Source organism: Cytobacillus sp. Hz8, from assembly GCF_042263505.1.
Taxonomy (GTDB): Bacteria; Bacillota; Bacilli; order Bacillales; family Cytobacillaceae; genus Bacillus_BE.
Genome location: NZ_JBHKFI010000003.1, coordinates 319815 through 334032 on the forward strand (window position 1 = coordinate 319815; position 14218 = coordinate 334032).

12 protein-coding genes are annotated in these 14218 nt (G+C 36.8%); all 12 read right to left on the reverse strand.

Features of this window, described 5'->3' with window-relative positions; all coding sequences use genetic code 11:
* Positions 1-4: 4 nt before the first annotated feature.
* Positions 5-712 (reverse strand): response regulator YycF, encoded by a 708-nt coding sequence (gene yycF / locus ACE38V_RS06585; protein ID WP_375840407.1) that lies wholly within the window; start codon positions 710-712, stop codon positions 5-7.
* Between the two features lie 321 nt (positions 713-1033).
* On the reverse strand, positions 1034-2515 hold the full coding sequence (locus tag ACE38V_RS06590; protein ID WP_375840408.1) for a peptidoglycan DD-metalloendopeptidase family protein: 1482 nt from the start codon (positions 2513-2515) through the stop codon (positions 1034-1036).
* A 342-nt stretch (positions 2516-2857) separates the two neighbouring features.
* On the reverse strand, positions 2858-4150 hold the full coding sequence (locus tag ACE38V_RS06595) for an adenylosuccinate synthase (RefSeq protein ID WP_375840409.1): 1293 nt from the start codon (positions 4148-4150) through the stop codon (positions 2858-2860).
* A 286-nt stretch (positions 4151-4436) separates the two neighbouring features.
* Positions 4437-5801: a replicative DNA helicase gene (gene dnaB, locus ACE38V_RS06600; RefSeq protein ID WP_375840410.1), complete on the reverse strand. Its 1365-nt coding sequence runs from the start codon at positions 5799-5801 to the stop codon at positions 4437-4439.
* A 210-nt stretch (positions 5802-6011) separates the two neighbouring features.
* Entirely contained in the window at positions 6012-6461 is a 450-nt protein-coding gene (rplI, locus tag ACE38V_RS06605; RefSeq protein ID WP_375840411.1) for a 50S ribosomal protein L9, read from the reverse strand.
* Positions 6458-8431, reverse strand: a complete 1974-nt coding sequence (locus ACE38V_RS06610) for a DHH family phosphoesterase (protein WP_375840412.1) — start codon at positions 8429-8431, stop codon at positions 6458-6460. The genes rplI and ACE38V_RS06610 overlap by 4 nt, the downstream gene beginning before the upstream one ends.
* A 30-nt stretch (positions 8432-8461) precedes the next feature.
* Positions 8462-9406, reverse strand: coding sequence for a YybS family protein (locus tag ACE38V_RS06615; protein ID WP_375840413.1), 945 nt, complete (start codon positions 9404-9406; stop codon positions 8462-8464).
* A 186-nt stretch (positions 9407-9592) separates the two neighbouring features.
* Positions 9593-9832, reverse strand: a complete 240-nt coding sequence (gene rpsR, locus ACE38V_RS06620) for a 30S ribosomal protein S18 (protein ID WP_075983350.1) — start codon at positions 9830-9832, stop codon at positions 9593-9595.
* A 54-nt stretch (positions 9833-9886) separates the two neighbouring features.
* A complete protein-coding gene (gene ssb, locus ACE38V_RS06625) occupies positions 9887-10387 on the reverse strand; it encodes a single-stranded DNA-binding protein (protein WP_375840414.1) in 501 nt (166 codons plus the stop codon).
* Positions 10388-10460: 73 nt separating this feature from the next.
* Positions 10461-10748, reverse strand: coding sequence for a 30S ribosomal protein S6 (gene rpsF, locus ACE38V_RS06630; RefSeq protein ID WP_375840415.1), 288 nt, complete (start codon positions 10746-10748; stop codon positions 10461-10463).
* A 124-nt stretch (positions 10749-10872) separates the two neighbouring features.
* Positions 10873-11973, reverse strand: a complete 1101-nt coding sequence (gene ychF / locus ACE38V_RS06635; protein ID WP_375840416.1) for a redox-regulated ATPase YchF — start codon at positions 11971-11973, stop codon at positions 10873-10875.
* 175 nt (positions 11974-12148) lie between these two features.
* Positions 12149-14155: a molybdopterin-dependent oxidoreductase gene (locus ACE38V_RS06640; RefSeq protein WP_375840417.1), complete on the reverse strand. Its 2007-nt coding sequence runs from the start codon at positions 14153-14155 to the stop codon at positions 12149-12151.
* Between the last annotated feature and the right edge of the window lie 63 nt (positions 14156-14218).

Genomic DNA, 14218 nt, shown 5'->3' on the forward strand with positions numbered 1-14218 from the left:
ATAATTACTCCTGTTCAGGATTTCGTAAATAATAGCCGACCCCTCTTCTTGTTACAATCCATGTAGGATGGCTTGGGTTATCCTCTACCTTTTCTCTAAGGCGACGTACGGTAACATCGACCGTTCTTACATCTCCGTAATAATCATAACCCCAAACGGTTTGAAGAAGATGCTCTCTTGTCATCACTTGTCCAATATGACGGGCTAAATAATGTAGAAGTTCAAATTCACGATGAGTTAGTTCTATTTTTTCTCCCCGTTTGGACACAATATAAGCATCAGGATGAATCACAAGCGATCCAATAGTAATCTCATTGCTTTCTTCCTCTTCTGCTTGCGCAGGAGTTTGCTGATGCCGTCTTAAATTAGCCTTAACTCGTGCGATGATTTCCCTTGTGCTAAATGGTTTTGTGACATAATCATCAGCCCCAAGCTCAAGACCTAATACCTTATCAATTTCGGAATCCTTTGCTGTTAACATAATGATTGGCATTTCATATTTCTTTCTGACTTCTCGACACACTTCCATCCCATCTCTTTGAGGAAGCATAATGTCCAATAAGATTAATTCTGGTTTAATTTCATCAACCATTTCTAATGCTTCATTTCCATCATAAGCGCAATAAACTTCAAAGCCTTCTTTTGTTAAGTTAAATTGCAATATATCAGCAATTGGCTTTTCATCATCAACCACCAAAATCTTCTTTTTCATTGTTTTCCTCCTTATTTTAAATGTGAATGCCTGGCATTTCGAAAAATTTATTGATCTATCTATGCATCATGTTAAAATATCCAAGTTTGTTTAAAGAATATTTTCTACTTATTTTATCGCCCTGTTTTTTATCATATCACTATTAACTTTAACATTTTATAGGACGGAATTCATCTATTTACAATAAGCAGATTATTCCTTGGACGCTAACATTTTATAATTTATAGTACTTTTTTAGTATCTAAATTCTATATTTTCAATAGACAAAAAAACTCGCTAAATGAGCAAGTTTTTTTATTTTCGTATCATCTTATCTTATTATTAATGTAAATAATCTACAGGATTTTTTAGGCTTCCATTTTTGTAGACTTCAAAATGTAAATGGGTTCCCGTTGAATCCCCTGTAGATCCCATGATTCCAATCTTTGTTCCTTTTGGTACAGTTTGACCTACGTGAACAGAAATGGAATCAAGATGTCCATAAACGGTTCGATATCCATTTTGGTGATCGATAATAATCTTATTTCCATAACCACCATCATCCCAGCCAGCAGATACAACAACTCCATTATCAGCAGCTGTGATGGTAAGATTACTAGGTCTTGCAATATCAATTCCTTTATGTAATTTGCCCCATCGATATCCCATTGGGCTTGAGATATACCCACCACTGGTCGGCCAGCTAAACGATCCATCTCCCCTTGACGGAATCACCTTTGTCCCCTTGATAATAATCCGCTTAACGGGTTCTATAATAACTTTTTCCTGAATAACTTCTTTTTTTACATTCTTCCCATTTTCCTCGGAAATAATATAGGTAACGGAACGTTTTCCGTTTTTCCCTGCTTGTTTAATCGTTTTATCCCCTTTATACATCGAGGAATTTTCGACAATCGCTGTTTTATATTTCATCTTCTCATTTGTATTCATTTCCTTATCAACAACTACTGTGACAAACGGTTTTGTCACGGTAACATTGATTTTATCACCGATATTTAAGACAGAGTCTTCTTTCAGGCCTTTGTTTAACGACAATAGCTTCTCTAGATCCATATGATGGTCACTGGAAATCGAACTAAGCACATCTCCCTCTTTTACCTCGTATTTTTTCTCCTCCAAAGTGCCCTTTTCTAAAAATTGAATAGCCTCATGAAGGGAAAGAATTTTTTCTGGTTCTATTTTTCCTTTTCCGATTGTTACATCTTGAGAAAAATGAATATCTAGTATTCTAGTTTTATTTGACTTTAATGGTGGAAGCTTTTCTTCAGGACGCTCTATCCTTTGTTCGACAACTTTAAGCTGCTTTGGAGAGAGATATTCTAGCTTAAGCTTTTCTAAAACATCTTCTGCAATCTTTTGATTTTCCACATAAGCTACGGGATGCCCATCAACCAATAAGGCTGTCGCGTCAGCCTGAACCTTTAAATGATTCTCTAGTTCTTCCACGACTCGATTATCATTAATCCCTGATTCAGAATGGTAAACCTGCTCCGGGACAAATACTAATTGATTGCCAACAGATAAATCATAGTTTTCAAAAACTTGCTTTTCTTGATTAATCTTTTCGCGGATGATTTCATCCACTACATGTTTATCGGAAACGGTACCAATATATTCATTGTTAAAATATACATAATAGACTGTTGTAATATCGCTATTGGTTGCATAAGCGGATAATGCTCCTCCACCAAAGGAGAGCGTTGTGATTGTGAGAGCTGCTAATGCAGTTTTTATGATGGTAGATTTTAATTTAGTAGCTGCGTAATCTGGGTGTATAGTGAGTCTATTCTTCAAAAAAGCCATGACAAACCTCCTATACGAACGAAATGAGCTAATTATGAAATGATTGTTAACTTTTTCACACTTCTCTAATTTATCATAATTTTATTTTAAAAAAAGATGAGTTTTCATAATGTAACATAAATGTATAAAAACTGACATTTTATGTCGAAATATGACATTTTATTGGTAGCGCTTTCAATTATCGTTATTCAAAACCCTTGGTAGAATTGATTTTTTAAAGTTCCCTGAAAATTACTTAATCGCAATCAATCTCCCAGTAACTGTTATTAATTTTTCATTCCTGTTACAAAAAAAGAAGGCTCCCTTAAAAGAGAACCTTCTTACAAATATGAAATTCAATTATTACATTTGTCTCCAAGGACTGCGAACAACATTTGTTTGTGTACGATCTGGTCCCACTGAGAAAATTGAAAGTGGAACACCTGTTAATTGAGAAACACGTTCAACATAATGTCTTGCATTAGCTGGTAGTTCATCTAATGATTTACAACCTGTAATATCCTCTGTCCAGCCTGGCATTTCTTCATAGACTGGTTCACATTCATCTAAAACCTTTAAGCTTGCAGGGAACTCTTCAATAATTTGATCTTTATAACGATAAGCGACACAAATTTTTACAGTTTCAATTCCTGTCAAGACATCGATAGAATTTAATGATAAATCCGTAATACCACTTACACGGCGGGCATGACGCACTACAACACTATCAAACCAGCCAATGCGGCGAGCACGTCCCGTCGTTGTTCCATATTCCCTTCCTACCTCACGAATTTGATTACCAATTTCATCAAGCAGTTCCGTTGGGAATGGGCCATCTCCAACACGAGACGTATAAGCCTTGCAAACACCGACAACATGTTTAATCTTGGTCGGACCTACGCCTGAACCAATGGTTACTCCGCCTGCTACCGGATTAGAAGAGGTAACAAATGGGTATGTTCCTTGGTCGATATCAAGCATAACACCTTGAGCACCCTCAAATAAAACTCTTCGACCTTCATCTAATGCATCATTTAAGACAACAGATGTGTCCACAACATATTTTTTAATTTGTTGTCCATATTCATAATATTCATCAAGAATATCTTCTACCTTGAATCCATCTGTTTCATAAATACGCTCTAAGAGGCGATTCTTTTCTTCTAGATTTCGATTCAGCTTCTCTTCAAATACTTCCCGATCCAAAAGATCTGCCATTCTAATTCCGATACGAGCTGCTTTATCCATGTAAGCAGGTCCAATTCCTTTTTTCGTTGTCCCAATTTTGTTGGCGCCCTTTCTCTCTTCTTCTACTTCATCTAATTTTAAATGATAAGGAAGAATAACATGAGCACGATTACTAATACGTAAATTCTCTGCTGTTACGCCTTTTTCCTTTAAATAAGCAAGTTCTGCAACTAACGCTTTGGGATCAACCACCATCCCATTGCCTACGACGCAGATTTTTTCTTTATAAAAGATTCCAGATGGAATTAAATGTAATTTGTAAGTTTCCCCATTAAAACGGATCGTATGTCCAGCATTGTTACCCCCTTGGTAACGAGCAATCACCTCTGCATTTTCAGATAAAAAATCGGTAATTTTTCCTTTCCCTTCATCTCCCCATTGGGATCCAACAACTACTACTGACGACATGTACAAAAGCACCTCCAAAGGTATGCATTGCAAGATTAAATAAATAGATTTCTCAAACATATTAAGTTTACCAATAGAAAAAGGGAGAAGTCAATGAAAACACGAACATTTTTTATAAAAATAATTTAATATGTTCGTAGTTTATTCGGAAAACAGCCTGATTTTCCGTTAATAATCACGTTTCATCGAATAAATTATCTTTATTTGAAAATTCGAATTTTACCATTTAAAAAGGACAATCCCTTGTTTAGGATTGTCCTTTTATCCATAATTATTCGTTTTAAACCTAAGCTCCTGGTGGAAGTCCTGCATCATCGAAACGTCTCTCTAGATTGACGAACTTATTATATTCTTTGACAAAAGCTAATTGCACAGTTCCAGTTGGACCATTCCGCTGTTTAGCTATAATGATTTCGATGATGTTTTTATTCTCAGATTCCTTGTCATAATAATCGTCACGGTATAAGAAGGCAACAATGTCCGCATCCTGCTCAATACTTCCGGATTCACGAATATCAGACATCATCGGTCTCTTATCCTGTCTTTGCTCTACTCCACGAGAAAGCTGTGATAAGGCGATGACTGGTACCTCTAATTCACGGGCTAGCGCCTTCAAAGAACGGGAAATTTCCGATACCTCTTGTTGTCGGTTTTCGCCTGAACGTCCACTACCGAGTACCAGCTGTAAATAATCGATTAGGATCATCCCTAGCCCGTGCTCTTGCTTTAAGCGGCGGCATTTAGAACGAATATCACTCACTCGGATACCAGGGGTATCATCAATAAAAATACCAGCGTTCGATAAACTTCCCATCGCCATCGTTAGTTTTCCCCAATCTTCATCTGTAAGGCTTCCTGTCCGTAGTCGTTGTGCATCGATGTTTCCTTCCGCACAGAGCATACGCATAACTAATTGTTCAGCACCCATCTCTAAACTAAAGATTGCAACATTTTCCCCTGTTTTCGTTGCCACATTTTGAGCAATATTTAAGGCAAAGGCTGTTTTACCGACGGATGGACGGGCACCCACAATAATTAAATCATTACGTTGGAATCCGGCTGTCATTTTATCTAATTCAAAGAAACCTGTGGCAATTCCAGTAATATCACCTTTGCGATTATGCATGATTTCAATATTATCATATGTTCGAACAAGAACATCCTTAATATTGTGAAAAGCACCCGCATTTTTCCGTTGAGAAACCTCTAAAATACTTTTCTCTGCTTCGCTTAATAAAACATCGACTTCATCTTCACGAGTATAGCCATCCTGAGCGATTCCGGTTGCTGTTCGAATCAGTCGGCGCAGCAATGACTTTTCTTCTACAATCTTGGCATAATGCTCTACATTGGCTGCAGTTGGAACCGCCCCCGCTAGCTCACTTAAATAGCTCACACCGCCTGTATCCTCAAGAAGGTTTGCTGATGCCAATTCAGCTGTAACTGTTATTAAATCGACGGCTTTTCCTTCATCATTCAGTTTTAGCATATAATGAAAAATCTTTTGATGCTGAGCTCGATAAAAATCTTCAGGAATCAAAATCTCTGAAGCAAGTGTCAGTGCGGTAGGATCTAAAAATATCGCACCTAATACCGCTTGTTCAGCCTCAATATTTTGAGGAGGAAGACGATCCGCTAACAATTCACTCATTATGGAATTACCTCCCTTTGTTATCAACAAGAAAATAACTCTAGCAAATCTAAACAATTAATCTATAAAATTTCATTCATAATTAGTTTAATGTCATTAAAAATAAAACTTTCCTACCAACTAGAAAAAATGTGACCAGTTAAGACCGATCACATTTTGTTAACTATTTTATTGTAACATGGAATTGTCAAAATGGTACTTCCAAATTTTTTAGTTTACTTCCTTCACATGAACATTTAAAGTAGCACTTACTTCCGTATAAAGCTTAACAGGAACCTTTGTATAGCCTAATGCACGAATGGCATCCTCTAGCTCAATCTTTCGCTTATCTATTTTAATGCCATGTTTTTTTTGAAGTGCTTCGGCAATTTGTTTACTAGTAATGGAGCCGAATAAACGTCCACCTTCACCAGCCTTTGCTGATAATTCAACAGTAATTTTTTCTAACTCTTCTTTTAATTTCTTGGCGTCTGCTAATTCCTCTGCAGCTAAATTTTCTTCCTTTTTCTTTTGTGCATTTAAAGAGCTGATATTTGAAGAATTCGCTTCAATGGCTAATCCTTGTTTTAGAAGGAAATTTTGTGCGTAGCCATCTGCGACATTTTTAATGTCTCCTTTTTTTCCTTTACCTTTTACATCTTTTAGAAAAATGACTTTCATTCTTTTTTTCTCCCTTCCAAATAATCATCTATTGCTTTTTTCAGCCAAGTTTCTGCTTCATCAACAGTTAAATCCATCAGCTGAGTTGCCGCATTAGATAAGTGGCCGCCACCACCTAAGGATTCCATAATAATTTGAACATTAATTTCACCTAAGGACCTTGCACTGATTCCAACCATATTTTCTGTACGAGCTGAGATAACAAACGAAGCTCCCACTCCATCCATTGTCAGCAGCGTATCTGCGGTTTGGGCAATTAATACCTGATTGGAAAATTGATTAGGACTAGCCTTTGCAATCGCAATCCCATCATGATAAAAATATACTGTTTCAATGATTTTTGCACGTTTTAAATACGTATCAAAATCTTCTTTTAAAAATTTCTGTACAAGAATGGTATCTGCCCCTTGTGAACGAAGGTAAGATGCAGCATCAAATGTTCGCGCACCTGTCCGTAATGTGAAGCTCTTCGTATCGACAATAATACCTGCTAAAAGCGCCGTAGCCTCAAGCATTTCAATTTTCGCATTTTTAGGCTGATACTCTAGTAATTCTGTTACTAGTTCCGCTGTTGAGGATGCATAAGGCTCCATATAAACCAGCAAAGGATTTTTAATAAAATCGTCTCCACGGCGATGATGATCGATGACAACGACCTTTTCAATTCGATTTAATAGCCTTTCTTCAATCACGAGGGATGGCTTATGCGTATCAACAATCACAAGCAAGGTATCCTCTGTTGCAATTTCCAACGCCTCTTCTGGTGAAATAAATCGAGAAAATAAATCTTCATTTTTTCGAATTTCCCCCATTAATCTTTTTACGCCGGTATCAATTTCTTGTAAATTGACAACGATATAGCCCTCCCTGTGATTCATTTGAGCTACCTTCAATATTCCAATCGAGGCGCCAATAGCATCCATATCCGGATTCTTATGCCCCATAATTATAACTTTTCCGCTCTCTTTCACAATATCCTTCAAAGCATGGGAAATGACACGTGCCCGGACTCTCGTTCTTTTTTCAACAGGATTGGTTTTTCCACCATAAAACTTTACCTTCCCATTAGAAAGCTTTATGGCAGCTTGGTCTCCACCTCTACCTAAAGCTAAATCTAAACTGGACTGTGCTAATAGTCCCAGCTCAGGTAAGGATGATACCCCAGTTCCCACCCCAATACTTAGGGTCAATGGAACATTTTGTTTTGAAGTTGTTTCACGAACCTCATCCAAAATTGCAAACTTGGCACTTTCCAATTCCTTTAAGATCTGCTCATTGTAGACAGCAATGAACCGCTCAGAAGATACTCTTTTAAGAAAGACCCCGTTATTTTGGGCCCAGGAGTTTAATAATGAGGTAACAAGACTATTTATGCTACTTCTCGTTTGGTCATCCATACCTTGTGTCAATTCATCATAATTATCTAAGAAAATAATCGAAATGACCGTTCGCTCTTCTTGATAAAGCTTTTCAATTTTTGTTTGTTCAGTGACATCAAAAAAATACAGCAACCGTTCTTTTTTTCGATGTTCCACTTTAAACTTTCGATCAAACAAATTAATAACCTCAGACTCCACCTCTTGCTTTATGATTGGAACAATCGCTTCAGCAATGTCATACAAAGACTTACCCACTAAGCTCTCTTCATTAAAGCATGACGATAGATAGGGATTTGTCCACTCAATAAAAAAGTCATCATTGATTAGCATAATCCCAATAGGCATTTCCATTAATGCTTCTTCCCCCACCCTTTTTATCCTGTGGGATAAGGTAGAAATATACTCTTCCGTTTCTTTTCTCTTTTTGGAATCAATTGAAAGTATGTAATAAAAAATGGGAACGACAATTATTAATCCAATGATGCTTAATATCCAATTAAAATAGGCTATAATTCCAAGGAGCACCACTGTTACGGTCATCAATCCATAGATTGGACCTAGAATGGACCTTTTTTCTAAATACGAAGGCATATTTTCAGCTCCCAAACAGTAGTGAATTGATTATGAATCTTTCTTACCCAATCTTTTTCTTAAATCAAATCCTAAATCAATTATACCTAATATCCTTACAATATAAAGAACAATTGGAATAAAGAACAGAGTAATTGTGACAATAACGGGTACAGCCTTAGAAAAATTCTTAATATAGCTAAAGTAATAAATAAAGGAAAGACCTTGAATTAATAGTAAAAATTGCAAAATAAATCCAATATTAATTAATGCGCTATACAAGAAGCTTCCTGTTTCAGGTTTTAAGAAAATAGAGAGCAAAAGCAGTAAAAGATAATACCAAATGATGCTTCTTGGCAAAAAGATATTACGGAATGGATCCCAATTTTTGATTTTGATGCCAAACCTTTTGGCAATCGGGGTATTTACCAATTCAATAATAAAAACCATTACGATTGAAGAGATAACAAAAATACTCGGAACAAGCGTTTCTAACATCGAAAAAGCATTCTCAAATTGCTTCATCATCGTGTCACTTGTATCCTGCCCTAATGAGCTTAACAGTTTCTGCGAGCTTTGTAAGGATTCACGTAGTAAATCTATTGAATCTTTAATAATATTTACCTCAAAGAAAACAATTGAAAAAATATAAGAACCAACTAAATTTAATAAAAAGACAAGGGTACCTATAATAAAGACATTAAATCTACTTTTCCCTTCTCTTATTAAAATTCCCATTATCAATCCTGTCATACCGTAAGCTAAGGTTAAAGGAATAGCAAAAAGTGTACCAACAATTAATGATATAAAAATGGAGGCAATAAAAAAGACAAGAGAACTTTTAATATCATTTTTACCAGCAAACATAATAAAAGGAAGTGGTAAAAATAAGTTCATGATAATACCAATTACCGGTATATAAAGGGTAATTAAAAGAATAATCGCAAAGATAGCCAATAGGATGGCTCCATAGGTCAGCCTATTTACATTTTTCATTATGTCACCTCTCTTAAAACCTATTTTATCTATTAATACCAGTATGTTCAACTTTTGTAAGCATATTAGGCATAATTAGGGATATTCCACCTCATGATAAAAAAAATGGACGGATGCTCCATCCTTTTAAAGAGAATATGGACATAAAAAAAGACATCAACCGAATTGATGTCTTTTTTACCTTCATTATTCACCTGAAACATATGGTAATAAAGCCATTTGACGAGCGCGTTTGATAGCAATCGTTAATTTACGTTGGTATTTTGCGCTTGTTCCAGTTACACGACGAGGTAAAATCTTACCGCGTTCAGAGATGAATTTTTTAAGAAGATCTACATCTTTATAATCAATATGAGTGATGCCGTTCGCTGTAAAGTAGCAAACTTTACGACGTTTTGCACGTCCTCCTCTGCGTCCTCCTGCCATTTCAATTTCCCTCCTTCAATAATTTAGTTTTATAATTAAACGACTGTTATTATGTTAGAATGGAAGATCATCATCTGAAATATCGATTTGACCGTCATTTGCAAATGGATCTTCATCAACACGGGTATACCCCTGATTATTTCTATTTGGTTGGTGTTGATTCTGATTGTTGTTTCCATATGGAACATCCTGTGGTCTAGAACCTCCAAAGTTTCCACCATTGCCACTAGAAGCATTCTTTGGCTCAAGGAATTGCACACTCTCAGCCACAACTTCTGTCACATAAACGCGTTTCCCATCTTGTCCTTCATAACTACGTGTTTGAATGCGGCCATCAACGCCTGCAAGACTGCCTTTTTTCAAGAAGTTTGCAACATTCTCCGCTGGACGTCTCCAAATTACACAGTTAATAAAATCTGCTTCTCTTTCTCCCTGCTGATTCGTAAATGTACGATTGACAGCAAGAGTAAATGAAGCTACAGCTACTCCACTTGGTGTATATCTAAGTTCTGGGTCTTTTGTTAAACGACCAACAAGAACAACACGATTCATCATCAGAACCAACTCCTTTCTTCTAATATTGTTTCACGTGAAACATCATTTAGAAGGTTTCAATCTATCAATGTTATTAATCTTCTTCTTTAATAACGATGTGGCGAATGATATCTTCGCTGATTTTTGCTAAACGAGAGAATTCTTCTACCGCTGTTGGTTCAGCATTCACTTTTACAAGTTGGTAGTAACCATCACGGAAATCATTGATTTCATAAGCAAGACGGCGTTTTCCCCATTCTTTTGCTTCATTTAATTCCGCACCATTATCAGTTAAGATGGCGTTGAAACGCTCAACTAATGCTTTTTTAGCCTCATCTTCAATATTTGGGCGGATGATGTACATAATTTCGTACGCTCTCATCACGTTCACCTCCTTTTGGTCTAACGGCCCATAAAGGGCAAGGAGCAATTGTTCATTACTCACAGGTTGAAATTATAGCATAGATAAAAATTAAAAGCAAGAATCATCTTTAGAACAAACTTGATTAAACATTGAAACGAAAATGCATAATATCTCCGTCTTTTACCTCATAATCTTTCCCCTCTAAGCGGACCTTACCTGCTTCTCTTGCAGCAGCCATGGAACCTCCTGCTAATAAATCTTCATAAGAAACTGTTTCTGCACGAATAAATCCTCTTTCAAAGTCAGAGTGAATAATCCCTGCACATTGTGGAGCCTTCATTCCTTTTATAAAGGTCCATGCACGGACCTCTTGTACACCCGCAGTAAAATACGTTGCGAGTCCTAATAAATCATAAGAGGCACGAATCAATTGGTCCAATCCGGATTCGAAAATTCCAAGTTCTTCAAGGAACATTTGCTTTTCTTCCCCTTCTAACTCAGCAATCTCAGATTCAATCTTAGCGCAAACCACAATCACTTCTGCATGGTCTTTTTCGGCAAATTCCTTTACCAACTGAACATATTTATTTCCTGAAGGATCGGTGACATCATCTTCTCCTACATTCGCTACATATAAAACAGGCTTAATCGTTAAAAGATGCAGTACTTTAACCAATTTCATTTGTTCATCTGTGAATTCCACTGTACGTGCTGACTTGTCTGCTTCAAATGCAGCTTTTAGTTTTTCTAAGACTTCCAGTTCAAGCATAGCATCTTTGTCTTTTTGTTTTGCTAATTTTTCTACACGGCCAATACGTTTTTCGACAGATTCCAAATCCGCTAAAATTAACTCTAAATTAATGGTTTCAATATCATCAATTGGATCAACCTTACCGGCAACATGCGTAATATTTTCATCCTCAAAACAACGGACTACTTGGCAAATAGCGTCCACTTCACGAATATGGGATAAAAACTTATTCCCTAATCCTTCACCCTTGCTTGCACCTTTTACAATTCCGGCGATATCTGTAAATTCGAATGTCGTTGGAACAGTTTTCTTTGGTTGAACTAATTCTGTTAATTTTTGTAAACGCTCATCAGGTACTTCTACCACTCCAACGTTTGGATCAATCGTACAAAAAGGATAGTTGGCAGATTCTGCTCCCGCTTGCGTAATGGCATTAAATAAAGTAGATTTGCCCACATTCGGCAAGCCTACGATTCCTGCTGTTAAAGCCATTCTAATCACTCCCCATTTAAAAAATATCTATTTCAAAATATTTGAATTGGATCTTAAAGTTTTCAAGCCTCTCACAATTATAGAGATTTGCATAAAAAATAACAAGTAGACCCTACACGAGTTTTCCTTAATGATTCCACTGAAAAAGCTGCCGGCAATAAGCAGCTTTTTCGCATTATCCTACTTTTTCAATATTTACTAAGCAATCATACAATGTACTTCCTCGTTTATTATCCGATTCTCTGCTAGAAGTTAATTGGTTAACTGTTCCCCCAAATTTCTCCCAAATTCCTTCATCGATATTAATGGTGCCCGGATGAATTTGCGGCAAGACATGAATATATCCCTTCATTTCTCCACGGTCATTCCAAACTCTTGCATAATCATCATTCTGAAGCTGTAATTTCTCAGCTATATCACTAGCAATTTCAATTTTCACCTTTGGTTCCTTATCAAATAATGGATAATGCTGCGAATGATTAGACCGCATCGGATGGATGGTTAAAAGGGCATAAGGGAATCGTTGGGAAAGCTCCGGATTTGACCATTTTGACTCTTTTGGCAACGTAAGCTGTATGAGATCTTCATATCCTTTTTCTTTTGCTGCTTTTGACGTGAACTCATATTTTCCACTAGGTGTACGGAACCTGTGATTCTTCCAAGGAATAGGCTCAACAGGTAATTCAAGATGTTTATGATCTTTTAGACTGTTATAGGAAACTCCCTGATTTTGTAAAGTTTGCAGCCCCATATTGATCCACTGTTCTCTTGTAAAATCAAAATCTTTTTCAAAACCAAGTCTCTTGGCCAGCTCTGTCCAAATCCATAAATCTGATTTTGCTTCACCTGGTGCCTCCACTAATTTAGGACCATAATTTACATAATGATGGTACATTGATGAATAATAAATATCTTCCTCTTCGAATACAGTCGTAGTGGGCAAAATAAAGTCTGCTAGTTTAGCAGTATCCGTCATATATTGATCGATAACAACAACTGTTTCAACTGCCTGAAAAGCTTGTTTGATTTCATTCGTATCCGGGACCTGGGTTAATGGATTTCCACAAGTGACAATGACCATTTTTATTTCAGGATCTTTAGCCGTTACTATTCCATTTGCCTGTTTCATCATGGTAAAATATCTTTCTGTTTGTTTCCGTTTTGGCAGTGTTAGTGCATCAATATCAAAGCTTTGACCTACTTGTTTATTCGCATAATTCGCACCGCCGCCTTTGATTCCGACATTCCCAGTAATGGCCACTAGCGCGTCAATCAGCCTAATTGTATTTCCCCCATTATGATATCGCTGCATCCCTAGACCCATCATGGTTGATGTTGGACGATCCGAATATAGATACGCTAACTCTGTCATGACTTCAACAGGAACCTCTGTTACCTCACTTAAATAGTCAATGGAAACAGAATCTAATAATAATTGTAAATCATGAAATCCAATCGAATGATTTTCAATAAACTCCGTATCCTCTAACTTCAGCCTTAAAACTTCCTTCATAATACCGGCAGCCAATAAACCATCCATACCTGGTTTCACTGAAATATGCTGATTAGCGATTTTGGCAGTTGCATTAAATATCGGATCAATGACAAAAATCTTGGTTCCATTTTTTTTCGCATGTTGGAGATATTGAAATAAATGCATATTTGTTCTTGCAACATTTCTTCCCCAAATGACAATATTTTTACTATTTAAGATGTCTTCAGGGGCATGACTGTAAGCATCTCCAAAATCCCAGCTTTGCGCCTCAATCCCTGAACCCCAACATAGGGATCCCGTTACTTCTGTAACGCCTCCATAACAACTAAAAAAGCGTTGGTCAAGATTTTTTAATAATCCGCTATTGGCATAATCATGACTATGTAAAACCGAGGCCGTCCCATATTCATGCTTATATTCCTGCAATTTACTTGCAATTTCATTTAACGCTTGGTCCCATGAAATGGGCTGAAAATAGCCATTTATTTTCTTTAATGGATATAGAAGCCGTTCAGAGGAATTCGTTCTGTCTGCAAGCAATCTTCCTCGCCCACAAATTTTCCCCTTTGTTATCGGGTGTGCCTGGTCTCCATCTACCTTAACAACCTTACCATCCTCTACCTCTACTCGAAAGCCACAGCTATCCCAGCAATTTAATGGGCAAGCAGTTTGATATATTTTCCCCAACAACCTCACTCCCACGTTGGCAACTCAATTTTTTAATCGTTTTCTTAAGAAAAAAGAAGCAGA